Annotated in this window: 21 protein-coding genes; 15 read left to right on the top strand and 6 right to left on the bottom strand. The window is 57.8% G+C overall.

Features of this window, described 5'->3' with window-relative positions; all coding sequences use genetic code 11:
* Window positions 1-2: 2 nt before the first annotated feature.
* From sdhA to F6R97_RS24430, 10 genes are all read left to right on the top strand, one after another.
* Window positions 3-1,775 carry a succinate dehydrogenase flavoprotein subunit gene (gene sdhA / locus F6R97_RS24385; protein ID WP_038979682.1) on the top strand — a complete coding sequence of 591 codons (1,773 nt, stop codon included), beginning with the start codon at window positions 3-5 and terminating at the stop codon, window positions 1,773-1,775.
* Between the two features lie 11 nt (window positions 1,776-1,786).
* Window positions 1,787-2,491, top strand: a complete 705-nt coding sequence (locus tag F6R97_RS24390) for a succinate dehydrogenase iron-sulfur subunit (protein WP_038980237.1) — start codon at window positions 1,787-1,789, stop codon at window positions 2,489-2,491.
* Between the two features lie 262 nt (window positions 2,492-2,753).
* Window positions 2,754-5,585: a 2-oxoglutarate dehydrogenase E1 component gene (locus F6R97_RS24395; RefSeq protein ID WP_038979684.1), complete on the top strand. Its 2,832-nt coding sequence runs from the start codon at window positions 2,754-2,756 to the stop codon at window positions 5,583-5,585.
* A 42-nt stretch (window positions 5,586-5,627) separates the two neighbouring features.
* The gene (gene odhB / locus F6R97_RS24400) at window positions 5,628-6,845 is read left to right on the top strand and encodes a 2-oxoglutarate dehydrogenase complex dihydrolipoyllysine-residue succinyltransferase (RefSeq protein ID WP_007898985.1); all 1,218 of its coding nucleotides are present in this window, start codon (window positions 5,628-5,630) and stop codon (window positions 6,843-6,845) included.
* A 110-nt stretch (window positions 6,846-6,955) separates the two neighbouring features.
* Window positions 6,956-8,392 (top strand): dihydrolipoyl dehydrogenase, encoded by a 1,437-nt coding sequence (gene lpdA / locus F6R97_RS24405; protein WP_007898983.1) that lies wholly within the window; start codon window positions 6,956-6,958, stop codon window positions 8,390-8,392.
* Window positions 8,393-8,571: 179 nt separating this feature from the next.
* Window positions 8,572-9,738, top strand: coding sequence for an ADP-forming succinate--CoA ligase subunit beta (gene sucC, locus F6R97_RS24410; RefSeq protein WP_007898980.1), 1,167 nt, complete (start codon window positions 8,572-8,574; stop codon window positions 9,736-9,738).
* Window positions 9,738-10,619, top strand: coding sequence for a succinate--CoA ligase subunit alpha (gene sucD / locus F6R97_RS24415; RefSeq protein ID WP_007898976.1), 882 nt, complete (start codon window positions 9,738-9,740; stop codon window positions 10,617-10,619). Before sucC ends, sucD begins: the two co-directional genes overlap by 1 nt.
* A gap of 394 nt (window positions 10,620-11,013) precedes the next feature.
* On the top strand, window positions 11,014-12,327 hold the full coding sequence (gene brnQ, locus F6R97_RS24420) for a branched-chain amino acid transport system II carrier protein (protein WP_048394337.1): 1,314 nt from the start codon (window positions 11,014-11,016) through the stop codon (window positions 12,325-12,327).
* Window positions 12,328-12,589: 262 nt separating this feature from the next.
* Window positions 12,590-13,327, top strand: coding sequence for a DUF599 domain-containing protein (locus tag F6R97_RS24425; RefSeq protein ID WP_038979687.1), 738 nt, complete (start codon window positions 12,590-12,592; stop codon window positions 13,325-13,327).
* Entirely contained in the window at window positions 13,327-13,728 is a 402-nt protein-coding gene (locus F6R97_RS24430) for an MAPEG family protein (RefSeq protein WP_038979689.1), read from the top strand. The genes F6R97_RS24425 and F6R97_RS24430 overlap by 1 nt, the downstream gene beginning before the upstream one ends.
* A gap of 65 nt (window positions 13,729-13,793) precedes the next feature.
* On the opposite strand, the gene F6R97_RS24435 is transcribed toward F6R97_RS24430, so the two are convergent.
* Window positions 13,794-14,057, bottom strand: coding sequence for a hypothetical protein (locus F6R97_RS24435; RefSeq protein WP_315867216.1), 264 nt, complete (start codon window positions 14,055-14,057; stop codon window positions 13,794-13,796).
* 156 nt (window positions 14,058-14,213) lie between these two features.
* On the opposite strand from F6R97_RS24435, the gene F6R97_RS24440 reads away from it, so the two are divergent.
* From F6R97_RS24440 to htpG, 3 genes are all read left to right on the top strand, one after another.
* The gene (locus F6R97_RS24440; protein WP_038979693.1) at window positions 14,214-14,702 is read left to right on the top strand and encodes a PaaI family thioesterase; all 489 of its coding nucleotides are present in this window, start codon (window positions 14,214-14,216) and stop codon (window positions 14,700-14,702) included.
* Window positions 14,699-15,151: a PaaI family thioesterase gene (locus F6R97_RS24445; protein WP_030131718.1), complete on the top strand. Its 453-nt coding sequence runs from the start codon at window positions 14,699-14,701 to the stop codon at window positions 15,149-15,151. The genes F6R97_RS24440 and F6R97_RS24445 overlap by 4 nt, the downstream gene beginning before the upstream one ends.
* Before the next feature lie 81 nt (window positions 15,152-15,232).
* Window positions 15,233-17,137: a molecular chaperone HtpG gene (gene htpG / locus F6R97_RS24450; protein ID WP_123721239.1), complete on the top strand. Its 1,905-nt coding sequence runs from the start codon at window positions 15,233-15,235 to the stop codon at window positions 17,135-17,137.
* Between the two features lie 310 nt (window positions 17,138-17,447).
* On the opposite strand, the gene F6R97_RS24455 is transcribed toward htpG, so the two are convergent.
* Together F6R97_RS24455 and F6R97_RS24460 are read right to left on the bottom strand one after the other, a co-directional pair.
* On the bottom strand, window positions 17,448-18,308 hold the full coding sequence (locus tag F6R97_RS24455) for a pirin family protein (RefSeq protein ID WP_038979695.1): 861 nt from the start codon (window positions 18,306-18,308) through the stop codon (window positions 17,448-17,450).
* 61 nt (window positions 18,309-18,369) lie between these two features.
* Window positions 18,370-18,786, bottom strand: a complete 417-nt coding sequence (locus F6R97_RS24460) for an OsmC family protein (RefSeq protein ID WP_038979696.1) — start codon at window positions 18,784-18,786, stop codon at window positions 18,370-18,372.
* Between the two features lie 163 nt (window positions 18,787-18,949).
* Here F6R97_RS24460 and F6R97_RS24465 point away from each other — a divergent pair, with 163 nt between their 5' ends.
* Together F6R97_RS24465 and F6R97_RS24470 are read left to right on the top strand one after the other, a co-directional pair.
* Window positions 18,950-19,963 (top strand): amidohydrolase family protein, encoded by a 1,014-nt coding sequence (locus F6R97_RS24465; RefSeq protein ID WP_315867217.1) that lies wholly within the window; start codon window positions 18,950-18,952, stop codon window positions 19,961-19,963.
* 127 nt (window positions 19,964-20,090) lie between these two features.
* On the top strand, window positions 20,091-20,555 hold the full coding sequence (locus F6R97_RS24470; RefSeq protein ID WP_038979700.1) for a DUF3859 domain-containing protein: 465 nt from the start codon (window positions 20,091-20,093) through the stop codon (window positions 20,553-20,555).
* Window positions 20,556-20,625: 70 nt separating this feature from the next.
* Here F6R97_RS24470 and F6R97_RS24475 read toward each other — a convergent pair whose 3' ends face one another.
* Genes F6R97_RS24475 through purM form a run of 3 tightly spaced genes read right to left on the bottom strand, consistent with a single transcriptional unit; the run spans window position 20,626 to window position 23,056 of the window.
* Complete coding sequence (locus F6R97_RS24475) at window positions 20,626-21,339, bottom strand: DUF3108 domain-containing protein (protein ID WP_038979701.1); 714 nt, start codon at window positions 21,337-21,339, stop codon at window positions 20,626-20,628.
* A gap of 8 nt (window positions 21,340-21,347) precedes the next feature.
* Window positions 21,348-21,998, bottom strand: a complete 651-nt coding sequence (gene purN, locus F6R97_RS24480; RefSeq protein WP_018925121.1) for a phosphoribosylglycinamide formyltransferase — start codon at window positions 21,996-21,998, stop codon at window positions 21,348-21,350.
* Window positions 21,998-23,056, bottom strand: a complete 1,059-nt coding sequence (gene purM / locus F6R97_RS24485; protein ID WP_010456810.1) for a phosphoribosylformylglycinamidine cyclo-ligase — start codon at window positions 23,054-23,056, stop codon at window positions 21,998-22,000. The genes purN and purM overlap by 1 nt, the downstream gene beginning before the upstream one ends.
* Window positions 23,057-23,251: the final 195 nt, after the last annotated feature.

Below are 23,251 nucleotides of genomic sequence, written 5' to 3' on the forward strand. Positions count from 1 at the left end.
CCATGGCTAACATTCCAACGATTTCTTTCGACGCCATCATTATTGGTGGTGGCGGTGCCGGCATGCGCGCAGCGCTGCAACTGGCACAGGGCGGTCACAAGACTGCCGTGATCACCAAGGTTTTCCCGACTCGTTCGCACACCGTGTCGGCCCAGGGCGGCATCACCTGCGCCATCGCGTCTGCCGATCCGAACGATGACTGGCGCTGGCACATGTACGATACCGTCAAGGGTTCCGACTACATCGGTGACCAGGACGCTATCGAGTACATGTGTCAGGAAGGCCCGGCCGCCGTATACGAGCTGGACCACATGGGTATGCCGTTCTCGCGTACCGAACAAGGTCGTATCTATCAGCGTCCGTTCGGTGGTCAGTCCAAGGATTACGGTAAAGGTGGCCAGGCCGCCCGTACCTGCGCCGCTTCCGACCGTACCGGTCACGCGCTGCTGCACACCCTTTATCAGGGCAACCTGAAAGCTGGCACCACGTTCCTGAACGAGTACTACGCTGTTGATCTGGTGAAAAACCAGGAAGGCGCATTCGTCGGCGTGATTGCCATCTGCATCGAAACCGGTGAAACCACCTACATCCGTGCCAAGGCCACCGTACTGGCCACCGGCGGTGCAGGTCGTATCTACGCATCGACCACCAACGCCCTGATCAACACCGGTGACGGCGTTGGCATGGCGCTGCGTGCCGGCGTACCGGTACAAGACATCGAAATGTGGCAGTTCCACCCGACCGGCATCGCCGGCGCCGGTGTACTGGTCACCGAAGGTTGCCGTGGTGAAGGTGGTTACCTGATCAACAAGCACGGCGAGCGTTTCATGGAGCGTTATGCTCCGAACGCCAAAGACCTTGCCGGTCGTGACGTTGTTGCCCGTTCGATGGTTAAAGAAATCATTGCCGGTAACGGTTGCGGTCCGAATGGCGACCACGTAATGCTCAAACTCGACCACCTGGGCGAGGAAGTGCTGCACAGCCGTCTGCCAGGCATCTGCGAACTGTCCAAGACTTTCGCACACGTTGACCCTGTTGTTGCTCCGGTTCCGGTTGTTCCGACCTGCCACTACATGATGGGCGGCGTTCCGACCAACATTCATGGTCAGGCAATCACCCAGAACGACGAAGGCGTCGACGAAATCATCCCTGGCCTGTTCGCAGTGGGTGAAGTGGCGTGCGTATCGGTTCACGGCGCCAACCGTCTGGGCGGCAACTCGCTGCTCGACCTGGTGGTTTTCGGCCGCGCTGCCGGCCTGCACCTGGAAAAAGCGCTGACCGACGGTATCGAATACGATGACGCCACCGACGCCGACATCAACGCGGCCTTGGCACGTCTGTCCGCTCTGAACGAGCGTACCGAAGGTGAAGACGTGGCAACCCTGCGTCGCGAACTGCAAAACTGCATGCAGAACTACTTCGGTGTGTTCCGTACCGGCGAATACATGCAGAAGGGTATTGCTCAGCTGGCTGATCTGCGTGGCCGTATCGCCAACGTCAAGATCAATGACAAGAGCCAGGCGTTCAACACCGCGCGTATCGAAGCGCTGGAACTGCAGAACCTGCTGGAAGTGGCCGAAGCTACTGCCATCGCTGCAGAAGTGCGTAAAGAGTCCCGCGGTGCTCACGCCCGTGAAGACTTCGAAGACCGTGACGACGAAAACTGGCTGTGCCACACACTGTACTTCCCGGGTGACAAGCGCGTTACCAAGCGTGCTGTGAACTTCTCGCCGAAGACTGTTCCGACTTTTGAACCTAAGATTCGGACTTATTAAGGGTGGCCGCCATGTTGCAAGTCAGTGTTTATCGTTACAACCCTGATCAGGACGCTGCGCCGTTCATGCAGGAATTCCAGGTTGATACCGGTGGTAAAGACCTGATGGTGCTGGACGTGCTGGCCCTGATCAAAGAGCAGGACGAAGGTTTCTCCTATCGTCGCTCTTGCCGTGAAGGTGTTTGCGGTTCCGACGGCATGAACATCAACGGCAAAAACGGTCTGGCGTGCATCACGCCGCTGTCTGCCGTCGTAAAACGTAACAAGCTGATCGTTCGTCCGTTGCCAGGTTTGCCGGTTATCCGTGACCTGGTCGTCGATATGAGCATCTTCTACAAGCAATACGAAAAGGTTAAGCCATACCTGCAGAACGACACGCCGGCTCCGGCCATCGAGCGTCTGCAGTCCCCTGAAGAGCGTGAAAAGCTCGACGGTCTGTACGAGTGCATCCTGTGCGCTTGCTGCTCGACTTCGTGCCCGTCCTTCTGGTGGAACCCGGACAAGTTCCTGGGTCCGGCTGCTTTGCTGCAAGCCTATCGCTTCCTGGCAGACAGCCGCGACAACAAGACATCCGAGCGTCTGGCTTCGCTGGATGACCCGTTCAGCGTATTCCGCTGCCGGGGCATCATGAACTGCGTCAACGTTTGTCCGAAAGGCCTGAACCCGACTAAGGCCATCGGTCACATTCGTAACATGCTGCTTTCAAGCGGCGTGTGATTCAGCTGCTGTACCCGTAGGACCGCAATACCCGTAGATGCTACGGCGCAGGCTTCAACCGGCGCCGTAGTTTTAACCTGAGCAGCAGCTTATAAGGCTGCAGCTCTTATTTTGAAGAAATGAGACAAGCAGGGGCATCCGGGCTGGTACCCGGACTATCAGCGTGATCCTAAGTGGCTTGTTTTAGTCGCTGCATTCGGACTTCTGCAAGTTTTCTCGGTGTCGACGCCGGTGGTGTTCCCCTAACCGAGGGTGACCAAGCATGCAAGAAAGCGTGATGCAGCGCATGTGGAACAGCGCCTACCTATCCGGTAGTAACGCTGCCTATGTGGAAGAGCTCTACGAGCTCTACCTGCACGACCCTAACGCTGTGCCAGAAGAGTGGCGCACCTACTTCCAGAAGTTGCCTGCTGATGGCGACACTGTCACCGATGTTTCGCACTCCACAATTCGCGATCATTTCGTCTTGCTGGCAAAGAACCAGCGCCGCGCCCAACCGGTTTCCGCCGGCAGCGTGAGCAGTGAGCACGAGAAGAAGCAAGTTGAAGTGCTGCGATTGATCCAGGCCTACCGTATGCGTGGCCACCAGGCAGCCCAGCTTGACCCGCTGGGGCTGTGGCAGCGTCCTGCACCTGCAGACCTGTCAATCAATCATTACGGCTTGACCAATGCCGATCTTGATACGACCTTCCGTGCCGGCGACCTGTTCATCGGCAAAGAGGAGGCGAGCCTACGCGAAATTCACGAAGCGTTGCAGCAGACATATTGCCGCACCATCGGCGCTGAATTTACGCATATCACCGATTCCGAGCAGCGCCAGTGGTTCCAGCAGCGTCTGGAAAGCGTGCGCGGCCGTCCGACGTACTCCGCCGACATCAAGGGCCACCTGCTCGAACGCGTCACCGCCGGCGAAGGTCTTGAAAAATACCTCGGGACCAAATACCCGGGTACCAAGCGTTTCGGTCTGGAAGGCGGCGAGAGCCTGATTCCGATGCTCGACGAGCTGATCCAGCGTTCCGGTTCCTACGGCACCAAGGAAATCGTCATCGGCATGGCCCACCGTGGTCGCCTGAACGTGCTGGTCAACACCTTCGGCAAGAACCCGCGCGAGCTGTTCGACGAGTTCGAAGGCAAGAAGAAGGTCGAGCTGGGTTCCGGTGACGTTAAGTATCACCAGGGCTTCTCGTCCAACGTGATGACCACTGGCGGTGAAGTTCACCTGGCCATGGCGTTCAACCCGTCTCACCTGGAAATCGTTTCCCCGGTGGTCGAGGGTTCGGTTCGCGCTCGTCAGGATCGTCGTAACGACCCTACCGGCGAGAAGGTTCTGCCGATCTCCATCCATGGTGACGCGGCATTCGCCGGTCAGGGTGTGGTGATGGAAACCTTCCAGATGTCGCAGACCCGCGGTTTCAAGACCGGCGGCACCGTGCACATCGTGATCAACAACCAGGTCGGTTTCACCATCAGCAATCCGCTGGACTCGCGCTCCACCGAGTACGCGACCGACGTTGCGAAGATGATCCAGGCGCCGATCCTCCATGTGAATGGTGATGATCCGGAAGCCGTGTTGTTCGTGACCCAGCTGGCCATCGACTACCGCATGCAGTTCAAGCGTGACGTGGTGATCGACCTGGTCTGCTACCGTCGTCGCGGCCACAACGAGGCCGACGAGCCTAGCGGCACCCAGCCAATCATGTATCAGCAGATCACCAAACAGCGCACCACCCGTGAGCTGTATGCCGATCGTCTGACCCAGGGCGGTGTGCTGGACGCAGAGCGTGTTCAGGCGAAAGTCGACGAATACCGCAATGCGCTGGACAACGGTCTGCATGTTGTAAAAAGTCTGGTCAAAGAGCCGAACAAAGAGTTGTTCGTGGACTGGCGTCCGTATCTGGGCCACGCCTGGACCGCGCGTCACGACACTCGCTTCGATCTGAAAACCTTGCAGGAACTGTCCGCCAAGCTGCTGGAAATTCCGGAAGGCTTCGTGGTTCAGCGCCAGGTCTCGAAAATCTACGAAGACCGTCAGAAAATGCAAGCCGGCGGCCTGCCGATCAACTGGGGTTACGCCGAAACCATGGCGTACGCGACCCTGGCGTTCGAAGGTCACCCGATTCGCATGACGGGTCAGGACATCGGTCGCGGTACGTTCTCGCACCGTCATGCTGTCTTGCACAACCAGAAAGACGCGGGTACCTACGTCCCGCTGCAAAACCTGTACAAGGGTCAGCCACGTTTCGACCTGTACGATTCGTTCCTGTCCGAAGAAGCCGTGCTGGCGTTCGAATACGGTTACTCGACCACCACGCCTGAGGCGCTGGTGATCTGGGAAGCCCAGTTCGGCGACTTCGCCAACGGTGCCCAAGTGGTTATCGACCAGTTCATCACCAGTGGCGAGCACAAGTGGGGTCGTCTCTGCGGTCTGACCATGCTGCTGCCGCACGGTTATGAAGGTCAGGGTCCAGAGCACTCTTCGGCTCGTCTGGAGCGTTACCTGCAGCTGTGCGCCGAGCACAATATTCAGGTTGCCGTTCCGACTACGCCGGCTCAGATCTACCACTTGCTGCGTCGTCAGGTGATTCGCCCGCTGCGCAAGCCGTTGATCGTTCTGACTCCGAAGTCGCTGCTGCGTCATAAACTGGCCATCTCGACCCTGGAAGATCTGGCTGAAGGTTCGTTCCAGACCGTTATCCCGGAAATCGATGCCCTGGACCCGAAAAAGGTCGAGCGCGTTGTTCTGTGTAGCGGCAAGGTCTACTACGACCTGCTGGAAAAACGCCGTGCCGAAGGTCGTGATGACATCGCCATCGTGCGTATCGAGCAGCTGTACCCATTCCCTGAGGACGACTTGAACGAAGTCCTGGCTCCGTACACCAACCTCAAACATATCGTTTGGTGTCAGGAAGAGCCGATGAACCAGGGTGCCTGGTACTGCAGCCAACACCACATGCGCCGCATCGTTGGCAATCACGACAAGTCTCTCGTACTTGAGTACGCGGGCCGTGATGCTTCTGCTGCACCTGCTTGTGGTTATGCATCGATGCACGCTGAGCAGCAGGAACAACTGCTGCAAGACGCCTTTACTGTTTAACGCCTTCGCGCACCTGAAACCGAATTTAAGGACCCACAGATAATGGCTATCGAAATCAAAGCCCCCACTTTCCCGGAATCGGTTGCCGATGGCACCGTTGCCACCTGGCACAAAAAACCGGGCGACGCCGTCAAGCGTGACGAACTGATCGTCGACATCGAAACTGACAAAGTCGTACTGGAAGTGTTGGCCACCGCTGATGGCGTGCTGGGCGCTATCGTCAAGAACGAAGGCGACACCGTTCTGTCCGACGAAGTTCTGGGCTCCATCGGTGAGGGCAGTGCTGCTGCCGCGCCAGCCGCCGCTGCTGCACCTGCTGCCGCTGCCGCTGCTCCTGCCGAAGCGGGCGAAGACGATCCTGTTGCCGCACCGGCTGCTCGCAAGCTGGCTGAAGAAAACGGTATCAACATCGCTTCCGTTGCCGGCACTGGCAAAGGCGGTCGTGTGACCAAGGAAGACGTTGTTGCCGCTGTAGCTGCCAAGAAAGCCGCTCCGGCTGCCGCGCCTGCCAAGGCTGCTGCGCCTGCCGCTGCTGCTCCAGTGTTCGCTGCCGGCGATCGCATCGAGAAGCGCGTACCGATGACTCGCGTGCGGGCCACCGTTGCCAAGCGTCTGGTTGAAGCTCAATCGAACATGGCAATGCTGACCACTTTCAACGAAGTCGACATGACCGAAGTCATGGCGTTGCGTTCGAAGTACAAGGATCTCTTTGAGAAGAGCCATAATGGTGTGCGCCTGGGCTTCATGTCGTTCTTCGTCAAGGCTGCCACCGAAGCGCTGAAACGCTTCCCGGCTGTCAACGCGTCGATCGACGGTGCTGACATCGTTTATCACGGCTACGCTGACGTCGGTGTTGCTGTTTCCAGCGACCGCGGCCTGGTTGTACCGGTTCTGCGTAACGCCGAACTGATGAGCCTGGCTGAAATCGAAGGCGGCATCGCCACCTTCGGCAAGAAGGCTCGCGACGGCAAGCTGTCGATGGACGAAATGACCGGTGGCACGTTCACCATCACCAACGGTGGTACTTTCGGTTCGATGATGTCGACCCCGATCGTCAACCCGCCGCAAGCGGCCATCCTGGGCATGCACAACATTCTGCAGCGTCCTATGGCGATCAACGGTCAAGTCGTTATCCGTCCGATGATGTACCTCGCTCTGTCCTACGATCACCGTTTGATCGACGGCAAAGAAGCTGTGACCTTCCTGGTTACCATCAAGAACCTGCTGGAAGACCCGGCTCGTTTGCTGCTGGATATCTGATTTCGTTGCACGGGCCGCTCAGCGATGAGCGGCTCTTCTGTAATGACCAGCTTCGTCCCACGACGGTCCCCAAAAGGGGCCGTCCGGTTTGATTCGAGAAGGAATGACACATGACTCAGAAATTCGACGTGGTAGTGATTGGCGCGGGCCCTGGCGGCTACGTGGCTGCCATTAAAGCAGCGCAACTGGGCCTCTCCACTGCCTGCATCGAGAAATACACCGACAAGGAAGGCAAACTGGCCCTCGGCGGTACTTGCCTGAACGTCGGCTGCATTCCATCCAAGGCGCTGCTGGACAGCTCCTGGAAGTTCCACGAAGCCCAAGACGGCTTCGCGATCCACGGTATCAACCACGCTGGCGTGACCATGGACGTGCCAGCAATGGTCGGCCGTAAAGCCAACATCGTCAAAGGCCTGACCTCCGGTGTTGCGACCCTGTTCAAGGCTAACGGTGTGACCTCGATCCAGGGCCACGGCAAACTGCTGGCCGGCAAGAAAGTCGAAGTCACCAAGCCTGACGGTTCGGTAGAAATCATTGAAGCCGAGAACGTGATTCTGGCTCCAGGTTCGCGTCCGATCGACATTCCACCGGCTCCGGTCGACCAGAATGTGATCGTCGATTCGACTGGTGCGCTGGAATTCCAATCGGTTCCAAAACGTCTGGGCGTGATTGGCGCTGGCGTGATCGGTCTGGAACTGGGTTCGGTCTGGTCCCGTCTGGGCGCAGAAGTTACCGTTCTCGAAGCGCTGGACACCTTCCTGATGGCCGCTGACGCTGCCGTTTCCAAGGAAGCGCTGAAAACCCTGACCAAGCAGGGTCTGGACATCAAGCTGGGCGCTCGCGTTACCGGTTCCAAAGTGAACGGCGACGAAGTCGTTGTGAACTACACCGATGCCAACGGCGAACAGAACATCACTTTCGACAAGCTGATCGTAGCCGTTGGTCGCCGTCCGGTGACCACTGATCTGCTGGCTGCTGATTGCGGCGTGACCTTGGACGAGCGCGGTTTCGTGCACGTTGACGATCACTGCGCCACCACCGTACCGGGCGTTTACGCCATCGGTGACGTGGTTCGCGGCATGATGCTGGCACACAAAGCCTCGGAAGAGGGCATCATGGTCGTTGAGCGCATCAAGGGCCACAAAGCCCAGATGAACTATGATTTGATCCCGTCAGTTATTTATACTCACCCGGAAATCGCGTGGGTCGGCAAGACCGAGCAGACCTTGAAGGCTGAAGGCGTTGAAGTTAACGTTGGCACCTTCCCGTTCGCAGCCAGTGGCCGTGCCATGGCAGCCAACGACACCGGCGGTTTCGTGAAAGTCATTGCTGATGCCAAGACTGACCGCGTATTGGGCGTCCACGTGATTGGCCCGAGCGCTGCAGAACTGGTTCAGCAGGGCGCGATCGGTATGGAATTCGGCACCAGCGCTGAAGACCTGGGCATGATGGTTTTCTCCCATCCGACCCTGTCTGAAGCCTTGCACGAAGCAGCTTTGGCTGTGAATGGCGGCGCCATCCACATCGCCAACCGCAAGAAGCGTTAAGACAATAAGAAACCACGGCGGTACGGCCCGTCGTGAGCCTTGCATGCAAGACTCACCGCGGAATGTCCGCTGGACGCAGTCTTGCGTAGCTCAGCTACGCAAGCAGCAGTCACAGGTGGTGCGGCACTTGAACAAGTGCAGCACCGAATGCGCAGTACCTAACGAAGACGGTAATAAGCATGAATCTTCACGAGTATCAGGGTAAGCAGCTGTTCGCTGAGTACGGCCTGCCAGTTTCGACCGGCTACGCAGTAGACACCCCGGAAGCAGCAGCAGAAGCTTGCGACAAAATCGGCGGCACCGAGTGGGTTGTCAAAGCCCAGGTCCACGCTGGTGGTCGCGGTAAAGCGGGCGGCGTAAAGCTGGTTCGCAGCAAAGAAGACGCCAAAGCATTCGCTCAACAGTGGTTGGGCAAGCGTCTGGTGACTTACCAGACTGATGCCAATGGTCAGCCAGTCACCAAGATCCTGGTTGAATCGTGCACTGATATCGCTAAAGAGCTGTACCTGGGCGCTGTCGTTGACCGTTCGAGCCGTCGCATCGTGTTCATGGCTTCCACCGAAGGTGGCGTGGACATCGAGAAAATCGCTCACGACACCCCTGAGAAAATCCTCAAGGCCACTATCGATCCACTGGTTGGCGCTCAGCCATTCCAGGGTCGCGAGCTGGCATTCCAGCTGGGCCTGGAAGGCAAGCAAGTTGCTCAGTTCGCCAAGATCTTCGTAGGTCTGGCCAAGCTGTTCAAGGATCACGACCTGGCTCTGCTGGAAGTGAACCCGCTGGTGATCAAGGCTGACGGCGATCTGCATTGCCTCGACGCCAAGATCAACATCGACGCCAACGCCATGTACCGTCAGCCTAAGCTGAAGACTTTCCACGATCCGTCGCAAGACGATCCGCGCGAAGCGCACGCTGCCAAGTTCGAACTGAACTACGTAGCACTGGAAGGCAACATCGGTTGCATGGTCAACGGTGCTGGCCTGGCCATGGGTACCATGGACATCGTCAACCTGCATGGCGGCAAACCAGCCAACTTCCTCGACGTGGGCGGCGGTGCTACCAAAGAACGCGTAACCGAAGCGTTCAAGATCATCCTGTCCGACACTAACGTCGCTGCAGTATTGGTCAACATCTTCGGCGGCATCGTTCGTTGCGACATGATTGCCGAAGGCATCATCGGCGCTGTGAAAGAAGTCGGCGTGAAAATCCCGGTTGTTGTTCGCCTTGAAGGCAACAACGCTGAGCTGGGCGCTAAAGTACTGGCAGAAAGCGGTTTGAACATCATCGCTGCTACCAGCCTGACCGACGCTGCTCAACAAGTCGTTAAAGCTGCGGAGGGCAAATAATGAGCGTCCTGATCAATAAAGACACCAAAGTTATCTGCCAGGGTATTACCGGTTCGCAAGGTAGTTTCCACACCCAGCAAGCCATCGAGTACGGCACCAAGATGGTTGGTGGTGTAACTCCAGGCAAAGGCGGCACCGAGCACCTGGGTCTGCCAGTGTTCAACACCGTGAAAGACGCTGTAGCTGCCACTGGCGCCACCGCCAGCGTGATCTACGTTCCAGCTCCTTTCTGCAAGGACTCCATCCTGGAAGCAGCCTTCGGCGGCATCAAGCTGATCGTTTGCATCACTGAAGGCATTCCTACCCTGGACATGCTGGATGCCAAGGTCAAGTGCGACGAGCTGGGCGTAGTCCTGATCGGTCCTAACTGCCCAGGCGTGATCACTCCAGGCGAATGCAAGATCGGCATCATGCCAGGTCACATTCACTTGCCAGGCAAGGTCGGTATCGTTTCCCGTTCCGGCACCCTGACCTACGAAGCTGTGAAGCAGACTACTGACGCCGGTTTCGGTCAGTCGACTTGCGTCGGCATCGGTGGTGACCCGATCCCGGGTTCGAACTTCATCGACATCCTGAAGCTGTTCCAGGAAGACCCGAAGACCGAAGCGATCGTAATGATCGGTGAGATCGGCGGTTCGGCTGAAGAAGAAGCGGCTGCCTACATCAAGGCAAACGTGACCAAGCCGGTTGTTTCCTACATCGCTGGTGTGACTGCCCCTGCGGGCAAGCGCATGGGCCATGCTGGCGCAATCATCTCTGGCGGCAAAGGCACTGCAGACGAGAAGTTTGCTGCCCTGGAAGACGCAGGCGTTAAAACCGTGCGTTCGCTGGCAGACATCGGCAAGGCTTTGTCCGAGCTGACCGGTTGGGCGATCAAGTAAGCCTCGCGCTTAGCTTGTAACTCTGCTGACAAAGGCCACCTTCGGGTGGCCTTTGTCGTTTCCAAAGATCAAAAGATCGCAGCCTTCGACAGCTCCTACAGTTGGAATGCAGTCCATGTAGGAGCTGCCGAAGGCTGCGATCTTTTGATCTTTGCTGTTTTCGATGAAATTTAGATATGTAAACGCGACATTGAAATGTCGCGTATCGGATAGTTCGCCCTGTAACAGTGCGTTTGTCGTGCAAATTCGTTAGGCTAGCAGCCATTTTTGCGTCCGCGGCCCACAAGGCAGCGACGCGCTAAACGGGTTAGTCCTATACGGGCCGACAGCATTTCCCTCACCCATAAGGGAAATCCCTCTCTAAATTCCGATTCAGTAGTGTGGTATTTCCTTAATGAAAGTGTTGAAAGGCCAGGACATCCTGGCACTGGGTTTTATGACGTTTGCCCTGTTCGTCGGGGCTGGCAACATCATCTTCCCGCCTATCGTCGGTTTGCAGTCCGGGCCTAATGTCTGGATGGCGGCGCTGGGTTTTCTGATCACCGCGGTCGGTCTGCCGGTGATCACCGTTGTCGCCCTGGCCAAGGTCGGTGGTGCAATGGATGCCTTGAGCAGCCCGATCGGTAAAGTCGCCGGTGGCCTGCTGGCAGCCGCGTGCTACCTCGCTGTTGGCCCGTTGTTCGCGACGCCGCGCACCGCGACCGTGTCGTTTGAAGTAGGCCTGGCGCCGTTGACTGGCGAGAGCCCGCTGGCGCTATTTCTCTACAGCTCGGTGTACTTCCTGCTGGTGTTCTTCATCTCGCTCTATCCGGGCCGTCTGCTGGACACCGTAGGACGTTTCCTTGCACCGCTGAAGATCATCGCTCTGGCTGCTCTCGGCATCGCCGCGTTCGCGTTGCCGGCTGGTGAAATCGGCGTGGCCACTCCTGAATATGTCGCAGCACCGTTCTCCCAAGGCTTCATCAATGGTTACCTGACCATGGATACCCTGGGCGCGCTGGTATTTGGCATTGTCATCGTTAATGCGATTCGCTCCCGCGGCGTGGAATCGCCAGCGTTGATCACCCGTTACGCGATCATCGCCGGTCTGATTGCCGGCGTGGGCCTGGCACTGGTTTATGTCAGTCTGTTCCGTCTCGGTTCGGGCAGCCATGAAGTGGCCGCCGGTGCTGCCAACGGCGCGGCGGTATTGCACGCGTATGTTCAGCACACATTCGGTTCGCTCGGCAGCGGTTTCCTCGCGGTGTTGATCTCCCTGGCCTGCCTGGTAACAGCGGTCGGTCTGACGTGTGCCTGTGCCGAATACTTCAGCCGTGTACTGCCACTGTCCTACAAGACGCTGGTGATCATCCTGGCTGCGTTCTCCTTGTTGGTGTCCAACCTGGGCCTCACCAAGCTGATTGCTTTCTCGATCCCGGTGCTGACCGCCATCTACCCGCCGTGCATCGCCCTGGTAGCCCTGAGCTTCTGCAAGGATTTCTGGCATGAGCAGGGCCGTATTGTCGGTCCGGTGATGCTGGTGTCGTTCATCTTTGGTTTGATCGATGCCCTCAAGGGCGCCGGTCTGGCTGACTGGATGCCGACTCAACTGACTCATCTGCCACTGAGCGAGCAGGGTCTGGCGTGGCTAGTGCCAGCGGTCATGACCCTGGTGGTTGCCGTGGTTTGCGACCGTCTGCTGGGCAAGCGCGAAGAAGCGTTGGCTTAAGTCGCTTTAAGGCCCGCCACAAGCGGGCCTCGAACTGCTTCCTGCAAAAATAGAAATGCCCCGTATCAATCGATACGGGGCATTTTTTTATGGGCGGGATGCGGTGTCTTTTTCCTTGCGCTAACGTCGAAGCACTACCTGTGTAGGAGCGAGGCTTGCCCGCAAAGGCGATGTCAGATCCGAAGAAATTATCGACTGACACGCCGTCTTCGCGGGCAAGCCTCGCTCCTACAGATTTAACTAATGCCTCACAGGGAATTGCATGTCGTTCATCCACGCCAATCTGATCCACATTCTCGCCGCACTCTGGTTTGCCGTCTGCTGGGGTGGCTACACCCGTTACGCAACGTGGAAGGGCCGCGACACCGCGTGCCTGGCCAGCGTGCTGCACCTGTATCGCGAAGACTGGATGCGCCGCATGCTGTTGCGCGACAACCGCATTGCCGATGCCAGCGTGATTGGTAACCTGGAACGCAATGCCTCGTTCTTCGCCTCCAGTACGCTGATTATCCTGGCCGGTATTCTCACGGTGTTGGGTGCATCCGACAGAGCCGTGTCGTTGCTGGCGGATATCCCGATGGTGCAACAGGCTTCCCAAGGGATGTCGGAGATCAAGTTGTTGTGCCTGGCGCTGGTGTTTGTCTATGCGTTCTTTACCTTCAGTTGGTGCATGCGTCAGTACAACTTTGCGGCGATTCTGGTGGGCTCTGCACCGATGATCGGCGAGCGCCATGTGTCCGAGCAAGAGCGCAAAGCCTTCGCTTCCCGAGCCGCCCGTGTCATCTCCATGGCGGCCAACCAGTTCAACTTCGGTCTGCGTTCCTATTACTTCGGCATGACCATGCTGGCGTGGTTCGTCAGCCCCTGGTTGTTCATGCTGATGAGTGCCGGCGTCGTGCTGGTGTTGTATCGCCGCGAGTTTCACTCCGACGTTCTTGATGTAATGGTGTATACCCCTACAGAGGCGCCATTGCCTGAAGCGAACAAGGAGGCTGCTTGATGAGTATTCCGTTCTGGTGTGTGTTTGTCAGCGCATTGTTGATTTACGTGGCAAAGATTCCAGTGGCCAAGGCCATGAACGAGCAGGGCGGTTACGACAATCACCTGCCGCGCCAGCAGCAGGCCCAACTAACCGGTTTCGGCGCCCGTGCATTGGCGGCCCACCAGAACAGTTTCGAGGCGTTCTTATTGTTCGCGGTAGGGGTGTTGATGGCGCACACCACGCAGACGGCGGGATGGCTGATCGATACGCTGGCAATCATCTTTGTGATCGCGCGCATCATTTACTTGCTGTGCTATTGGGTAGATCTGGCCTGGCAGCGCAGCCTGGTGTGGTTTGTGGGGGTAGTGTGTTCGTTGTTGCTGATGATTAGTCCGACTTTTAGAACAATTTTGCTCTAATACTTATCGCCAATAAAAAGAAAACCCGCACTTGGCGGGTTTTCTTTTATCACACTAAAAACGTTTTAGTTTTTAGGGGCTTCTGGAGCTGGAGCTGGAGCTGGAGCTGCTTCTTTTGCCGCTGCTGCGTTCGATTCGGCCTGAGCTTTGGCAGCTTCGGCGTTTTCTTTTGCAGCCTCGTTCACTTTATCCTGAGCTTCGCCCATTTTTTCCTGAGCTTGCTCGGCATGTTTGGTGGCATCTTGAGCTTTGTCCTCGGATTTTTTATCGCAGGCAGCGAGACCGAGGGAAGCGGTCAACATCAAGGCAATAGCTAAAGTCTTACGCATGGGGTGTTTCTCCTTATGGAAAATATCTACTGGCCTTTCGAGCACAGCGAATAGGGTTAAGTTCCTCAATTCATACAGATATATAAGTTTGTTTTGCTGCGGAACTTTTGCCTTCTAGCCCGCTACTTGACCAGACACTAAGAAGAGTTTTATCAAATGGCCGAAAATCCCGTTTTTGAGCGTGCGACGCGATTCCTGTCGGCATTGCGGCATTGTCAGGTACTCGGCATGCGTGTTCACAGCGCCAGCAGCGAAGGATTGACGGTGATTTTGCCGTACAGCCCGCAGATCGTCGGTAATCCGCAAACCGGGGTGATTCATGGTGGTGCGCTGACCTCACTGATGGACACTGCCTGCGGCATGGCCACCCTCTGTGTGCTGCCCGAATTCGAAGTCTGTCCGACGCTCGACTTGCGCATCGACTACATGCACGCCGCCGAGCCGCACAAGGACGTATACGGCTTCGCTCAATGCTACCGAGTGACCACCGACGTGATCTTCGCGCGCGGTTTTGCCTATCAGGACGACCCCGAACAGCCCATCGCCCATGTGGTAGGCACCTTCATGCGTATGGGCAAGAGCATCAAAGGCACCAAAGGTTTTGGCGGTGCTATTGCCGGTGCCGTCGCTGGAGTTGCGAAATGACCGACACGTTCAAGGAACAACTTCAACAGGCCCATGCGCAGGGAGACTACGCCTCGCTGCTGGACCTGATTCCCTACGCCAGACTGATCGGCGTCGAATGTTCACGGGTGGGGGATGAGCTGCTGTTTCGTCTGCCGGCCAACAAAGACAACATTGGTAATCCTTTATTGCCGGCGATTCATGGCGGGGTGATTGCTGGGTTCATGGAGCTCTCGGCAGCACTGCACCTGCTGATCTTCACCGGCTCGCCTGGTGTGCCGAAGATTATCGACTTTTCCCTCGACTACCTGCGCGCGGGGCAGTTTCGCGATACCTGGGCCAGATGCCAGGTGTGCCGACAGGGGCGCCGGGTGGCAAACGTGGCAATTACCGCTTGGCAAAGCACCGAAGCCGAGCCCATTGCCACGGCCCGCGCTCACTTCAAAATCGAAGAGCCCTTGAAATCCTGATCTCAGCCCCCAACTCTGAGGACAACCCGCCGCCGACCCTCAAGGTCGCGGCCACTGCCATCTGATTGGAGTTTGATGACCATGAGTGTGGAAACTCAAAAGGAAACCCTGGGCTTCCAGACCGAGGTGAAGCAACTGCTGCACCTCATGATCCATTCGCTGTATTCCAACAAGGAAATTTTCCTTCGCGAATTGATCTCGAACGCCTCTGACGCTGTCGATAAATTACGCTTTGAAGCACTGGCCAAGCCTGAATTGCTGGAAGGCGGCGCTGAACTGAAAATCCGTGTGAGCTTCGACAAGGACGCTAAAACCGTCACCCTCGAAGACAACGGCATCGGCATGAGCCGTGAAGATGCGGTTACGCATCTGGGCACCATCGCCAAGTCCGGCACCGCTGATTTCATGAAACACCTGTCTGGCGATCAGAAAAAAGACTCGCACCTGATCGGTCAGTTCGGTGTCGGTTTCTACTCGGCCTTCATCGTCGCCGATAAAGTTGACGTATTCAGCCGCCGTGCCGGCCTCGCTGCCAGCGAAGGTGTGCACTGGTCGTCCAAGGGCGAAGGCGAATTCGAAATCTCCACCGTCGAGAAAGCCGACCGTGGTACTCGTATCGTCCTGCACCTGAAGTCCGCTGAAGACGAGTTCGCCGATGGCTGGCGTCTGCGCAACATCATCAAGAAGTACTCCGACCATATCGCCTTGCCGATCGAGTTGCCGAAAGAAGTGGCAGCCGTTGAAGGCGAAGACAAGCCTGCCGTTGAATGGGAAACCGTCAACCGCGCCAGCGCCCTGTGGACTCGCCCTCGCACTGAAGTAAAAGACGAGGAATACCAAGAGTTCTACAAGCACGTCGCTCACGATTTCGAAAACCCGCTGAGCTGGAGCCACAACAAGGTCGAAGGCAAACTCGAGTACACCTCGCTGCTTTATGTGCCGACCCGTGCTCCATTCGATCTGTACCAGCGGGAGGCGCCGAAAGGCCTGAAGCTGTACGTGCAGCGTGTGTTCGTCATGGATCAGGCAGAGTCGTTCCTGCCGCTGTACCTGCGCTTCATCAAAGGCGTGGTCGACTCCAACGACCTGTCGCTGAACGTGTCGCGGGAAATCCTGCAGAAAGACCCGATCATCGATTCGATGAAGTCGGCGCTGACCAAGCGCGTTCTGGACATGCTGGAAAAACTGGCGAAGAACGAGCCTGAGCAATACAAAGGCTTCTGGAAGAACTTCGGTCAGGTCATGAAAGAAGGCCCGGCAGAAGACTTCGCCAACAAAGAAAAAATTGCCGGCCTGCTGCGTTTCGCGTCCACTCAGGGCGATGACGGCGAGCAGGTTGTAGGTCTGGCCGACTACCTGGCCCGCGCCAAGGAAGGTCAGGACAAGATCTACTACCTGACCGGTGAAACCTACGCGCAAGTCAAAAACAGCCCGCACCTGGAAGTCTTCCGCAAGAAAGGCATCGAAGTGCTGCTGCTGACCGACCGCATCGACGAGTGGCTGATGAGCTACCTCAACGACTTCGACGGCAAGAGCTTTGTCGACGTGGCACGCGGTGACCTGGACCTCGGCAACCTGGATTCGGAAGAAGACAAGAAAGCCGCGGAAGAAGTCGCCAAGTCCAAAGAAGGCCTGGTTGAGCGTCTCAAGACCGCTTTGGGCGACTCCGTTGCTGAAGTGCGGGTTTCCCATCGTCTGACCGATTCCCCGGCGATTCTGGCCATCGGCGAGCAGGACCTGGGCCTGCAAATGCGTCAGATCCTGGAAGCCAGCGGTCAGAAGGTTCCGGATTCGAAGCCAATCTTCGAATTCAACCCGGCTCACCCGCTGATCGAGAAACTCGACAACGAGCAGAGCGACGAGCGCTTCGGCGACCTGTCGCACATCCTGTTCGATCAGGCGGCCCTGGCGGCCGGCGACAGCTTGAAAGACCCGGCGGCTTATGTGCGCCGTCTGAACAAGCTGTTGGTTGAACTGTCGGTTTAACCGCGTTGTAAAAAAACCCGCTTCGGCGGGTTTTTTCATTCTGGGGCTTTTTTACCGGGAGTTAATCATGAGCCAAATCATGGTTCGTTCCGTCGCCATCGATGTATGACTTGCTGGATGAAGTGTTCAAGGACTGATTGCTGTTTGTAGCCCTGATAGGGGTGGTGTTAGTGCCGTCCCCTTCGCGAGCAAGCCCGCTCCCACAGTGGATCGGCGTCGACTGTAAATTTTGCGGACGACTCGATCAAATGTGGGAGCAACTGTCTTGATGGTTTTTATTTTGAAGGCAATCTGATAGGCGACTCAGGACCTAAGGCAACTCGATCCGCTCACTTTCCCCCGGCACAGTCGGCCAATCCCCGGCCGCCCAGCGCCGACGTGCTTCATCGATCAATGCTGGATCACTGGCCACGAAATTCCAGTTGATCCGTCGCGGGCCATCCAGCGGCGCGCCGCCAAACAGCACGGCATGACAGTCGCTCTCGGCGAACAGTGTCATCTCTTCCCCGGCCGGCAATACCACCAGCGAATGCGGCTCCAGCGCCTCGCCATCCAGTTGCGCCTCACCGCTCAGTACATACAGTGCCCGTTCTTCATGCTCGGTGGGAATCAGCAATGTGGTCGCTGTTTGCAGGTTCAATTCGGCGTAGAGCGTAGGAGAAAGCACTGGGACCGGCGATTCGAGGCAGAAGCCTGACCCGGCGATCATCCGTATCTTCACGCCAAGGTTATCGCTGACGGGCAGCGTGGCAGCCGGATGGTGGCTGTAGTGTCCCGGACCGTGTTCACGATCCTTGGGCGAAGCCAGCCAGATCTGTAAGCCGTGCATCGTAAAGCCGCTGTCTTTCAATGGCTCGGGCGTGCGTTCGACGTGGGCAATTGCGCTACCCGCGGTCATCCAGCTGACATCGCCGGCATTCACCACCTGATCGGAACCGAGGCTGTCCTTGTGCTGGATTTGCCCTTCGAACAGGTAGGTGAGGGTGGACAGACCGATGTGCGGATGCTGACGGATGTTCATGCCTTTGCCCGCCGGATAACGGGTTTCGAGCATGTGGTCGAAAAACACGAAAGGCCCGACGTTGCGGCATTTGGCTGACGGCAACGGGCGAAGAATCGGCTGACCTTCGACATCTTCGGCGCGAGGGCGGATCACGAGCGGAGTGTTCATGGTGCATTCCAGGCTGAGCGGGTGACGCAGGGAGCATAACCCGCTTGCGCAGCCCTTGCCGCTATTGGCTGAAGGCACCTTCGGACAGATGGGTTTCGATGCTGATCTCGGAAGTGGTCATGAGCTTGTGTACCGGGCAGCGGTCGGCCACGCGGTGCAGTTCGTCACGCTGAGCGTCGGTAAGCACACCCTTGAGCGTGAGTTCGACGTGCAGGGCGTATTTGCCTTTCTGCTCTTCACTGTTGTCGCGCGTGACCTCAACCTCGACACCCGTCAGCGGGATGTTTTTTTTCTGGGCATACATTTTCAGCGTCAGGGCCTTACAGGCACCGAGGGCTGCATCGAAGTAGTCATGGGGCTCGGGCGCGGTGCCTTCGCCGCCAGAGGTTTTCGGCACATCGGCAAAAAGTTCGTGGTCATCGATCTGGACGCTGTGACGAAAACCTTCGGCGGAGATGGTATTGACGGTAACAGTCATGGGAAACCTCGCGGGCAGTGGAAAAGTCATTCGATCAAAAAGACCGTGAAGTTATAGAGCATTCCTTCAAGTTCGCGTTCCACTTTCTTGCCGGCTGAACCCCGGTTTGCGCGGGGCGGTCTATGGTGCTCATACCGCAGTTGCCCATATCCAGGAGAATCCCGTGCCCCCGATCCGTTTGAGCCTCGCCTGGCTGTTGGCGCTGTGCAGCGTTGATGCCTACGCTCGCGAATACGCCTACAGCGATGCGCACCTGCATTACGTCGATTTCTTCCAGGAAACGGCGGGCATGTCGAAATTGCTCACGGCCATGGACGACAATGCCATCGAGCATGTGATGATTTCCGGCATTCCGGTGGCCAAGAAATGGCACGAAGACGAACCCAAGCGCCCACGTTATTACGCCGGCGATGACGCCGATGCCTACTGGTACAGCGCGACCGATGTGATCGTCGCGGCGGCGGTGAATAAGTTGACGCCCGAGCAGCGCCAGCGTTTTCACCCTTTCCTGTCCGGCTTCAACCCGAATGACAAAAACTCCGCGGCACACATCCAGCGCATGCTCGACCTCAATCCCGGGCTTTGGCAGGGCATCGGCGAAGTCTTTACCCGTCACGACGATCTGACTGCGCTGACGTCCGGCGACACGCCGCGGGCCAACAACGAGGCGATGACCCGCATCTATCACCTGGCTGCCGAGAACGACTTGCCGGTGATGCTGCATTCCAACATCACCTCCAAGCGTGAGAAAAATCCGCTGTACCTGGCAGAAGTCGAAGAGCCGCTGCGCAATCATCCGCACACCCGGTTTATCTGGGCTCATGCAGGCACCAGTGCGGAGATTCATCGGCATCAGACGCAGCTGGATTTTCTGTTGCCAACGCTGTCGCGAATGCTCGAGGCCTACCCCAATCTGTTCATTGACCTGTCCTGGAGCATGCTGACGCCTTATCTGCTGGATGAGCAGGGCACGCCTCGGGATGAATGGGTGAAGCTGGTGGAGCGCTTTCCGGAGCGCTTCATGCTCGGTTCCGATGTGGTGGGACGTTTCAACAAGCTCGGTCAGGAAATGCGCAGCTTCGATCCGTTTCTTGATGCCTTACGGGAGGATGTTGCCAGAAAGATTGCACGGGATAACTTTTTGGCGATTTTGCCTCGTTCCGTTGGTAAAAGCTGATTTCGCGGCGCGGCGAAAGCGGTAGCTCATTCAACCCATTTGTTGAACCTGTCGCCAAACTCGGACCTGTCATCAATAAGTCATGTCCGTGTCATACGCTCCGGCCATCTCAATCAAGGAGCGCACCATGCACCTCACCCGTTTAGCCGCCCTGGCCACAATGATGTTCGTCAGTGGTCTGGCCAGTGCCGAAGTCCGTGTCGAAGGCCCGGTGGAATATGGCGTGTTCGCTGGCCCGAAAGCCGAACTGCAATCGGGCGAGCGAGTTTTGCGCCGCAGCAATGAACAGATACAGCAAACCGAAATCGTCCCCGCCAAACTCGGCACCAAGTTCGGTATGCGTTACCAGTTGGCCGGCAAGGTCGCCGAAGACCAGCCGCTGACGTTGCTCTATTTCACGCCGGGCATCCGTACTCCGGATGGCGTGCGTCACGACAAGCTGGAAGTCACTCAGAAACTGGTGCCTGGCGCTCCGCAGGACGTGATGGCGTACGAGTTCACCGAAAGCCACGAAGTCGTTCCCGGTGAATGGCGTTTCATGGTGTTCCAGGGCGATCGCCTGCTGGCCCAGCAACGCTTTACCGTGCGCTGATCGCTCTCACCCAGCCAAATGACAAACGAAAAAAAGCCCCGCGTTTGCGGGGCTTTCATGTTGTTGCGGATCAGCTGCCTTTGACCGGCTTGCCGTTGACCGTGCCGTCGAGGAGCATGATGTTGTACTCCTTGCCGTCGGTTTCGACCTGTTGCAGACGGACCAGCAAATAATCCCAATCCTTGGCGAACCACAGCACGGTGATGCGCTTGCTTTGTGTCGGATCGCGCACGCGCTCGACCTTGATCGCATCGATCTGGCCAGCCTTGGTGTCGACTTTCTCCGAACCCAGCACGCGGAAGTCATAGGTATCGACTTCGCCGTCATCGACGACCTGATAGCTCATGCTTTTCTTGCCGGCGGCCACGTCATGCTGCAGCGCCAGTTGATAGGTGGACTTGTCGACCATGCCGCGGTTGAGCGGAAGCTTGACGGCGTCACCGCGATCGGTGCCGGTGACCATCTTGTTGGTCCAGTCGAAGTCCAGATCGGCCTTCTTGGCTTTGCCCAGGCCACCACGTTCGAAGTGGTAGGACTGTGGCAGCAGCGTGTCCTTGTCCAGGGTCAGGGTGCTTTCTTCAGTCAGGCTGGCGATCATCATCGACGCCTTGAAGCTGAGTTTCCAGACGCCGTTGGCTCCCTTGGTCAGGCTGCGTTCGGCGGTGCCGCTCATGGGCAGCTGCTTCCAGTCGGCGGTGTAGCTGGCGGAGAAGGGTTGAAGGTCTGCGGCCTGCGCAAACGGCAGGGCGAGCAGAGCGCAAGCGAAGAGCAGGGCGCGACGCATAAAATCTCCTAGGTTCGAATCAAGTGGCCGCTGGCCGCGAGTAACTGTCCGTCCAGTAAAGCACCTTGTTCACCGAGTGATAAACGACCTTCGGCAAACCAGCGTACGGCCATCGGGTAGATCAGGTGTTCCTGGGTATGGACTCGCTGCGCCAGACTCTGCGGCGAATCGTGCAACTCTACCGGTATTACTGCCTGTACGACCAGTGGTCCGCCATCGAGTTCCTCGGTGACGAAGTGCACGGAACAGCCGTGTTCAGTGTCGCCGGCTTCCAGCGCGCGCTGATGAGTGTGTAACCCTTTGTATTTGGGCAGCAGCGAAGGATGGATATTGAGCAGGCGACCCTGATAGTGGCGCACGAAGTCAGCGCTGAGAATGCGCATGAAACCGGCCAGTACCACGAGTTTGGGGTTGAAGGCGTCGATCAGTTCGATCAGCGCGGCATCGAAGGCCTCGCGACCTTCGAAAGCCTTGTGATCCAGGGTGCGGGTGTCGATACCCGCGTCCCTGGCGCGTTGCAGGCCGTAGGCGTCGGCGCGGTTGGAGATCACCGCAGCGATGCGGGCCGGGCTGTCGCCGGTCCGCGTGCTGTCGATCAAGGCCTGCAAGTTACTGCCGGTGCCGGACAACAGCACCACCACATCACAGGTCTGGGACATCAATGAGCCTTGAGGTTCTTCAGTTCAACCTGAGCCGCGCCTTCGGCAGCGGTGGCGATCTGACCGATGACCCAAGGCTGCTCGCCGGCTTCACGCAGTACGTTCAGCGCGGTTTCAACGTGCTCTTGAGCAACGCAGATGACCATGCCGACGCCGCAGTTCAGTACGCGGTGCATTTCGTTTTCGTCGACGTTGCCTTTCTCTTGCAGCCAGTCGAACACGGCAGGGCGAGTCCAGCTTGCAACGTCAACCACCGCTTGTGCGCCTTTTGGCAGAACGCGCGGGATGTTGTCCAGCAGGCCGCCACCGGTGATGTGGGCCATGGCTTTGACGGCGCCGGTGTCCTTGATCAGCTTGAGCAGCGGCTTCACGTAGATGCGGGTCGGGGCCATCAGCAGGTCGGTCAGCGGTTTGCCGTCGAGCTGGATGTTTTCGATGTCTGCACCGGACACTTCGATGATCTTGCGGATCAGCGAGTAGCCGTTGGAGTGCGGGCCGGAAGACGGCAGGGCGAGCAGGGCATCGCCGGCAGCGACTTTGGAACCGTCGATGATTTCGGACTTTTCCACGACACCGACGCAGAAGCCGGCCAGGTCGTAGTCTTCGCCTTCGTACATGCCAGGCATTTCAGCGGTTTCGCCGCCGACCAGGGAGCAGCCGGACAGTTCACAGCCAGCGCCAATGCCGGTCACGACCTGGGTCGCGGTTTCGACGTTCAGTTTGCCGGTGGCGTAGTAGTCGAGGAAGAACAGCGGCTCGGCGCCGCAGACCACCAGGTCGTTCACGCACATGGCCACCAGGTCGATGCCGATGCTGTCGTGCTTGTTCAGGTTCAGCGCCAGGCGCAGCTTGGTGCCGACGCCGTCAGTGCCCGATACCAGCACCGGTTGTTTGTAACCGGCCGGGATCTCGCAGAGGGCGCCGAAACCGCCCAGGCCGCCCATGACTTCCGGGCGCGCAGTGCGCTTGGCGACGCTCTTGATGCGTTCGACCAATGCTTCACCGGCGTCGATGTCTACACCGGCGTCCTTGTAGCTCAGGGAGGGTTGCTTGCTCATGATCCAGGCCTTTAGGGGGGATTCAGGGGTAACGACCGAGTCCAGTGGGACCGCCGAAACAAACGAAGGCGAGTGCCATCCGCGAATTTCAGGGTGCCCGGCTGTTGCCGGTCTGCGAAGGCGCGCGATTTTATCAGGCTTGAGGGGCAGCGGCCATCCTCGTGCCGACGGGCAGAGGCATATCGCGTTAAAAAA

Source organism: Pseudomonas sp. JV414, from assembly GCF_032424305.1.
GTDB lineage: Bacteria > Pseudomonadota > Gammaproteobacteria > Pseudomonadales > Pseudomonadaceae > Aquipseudomonas > Aquipseudomonas lini.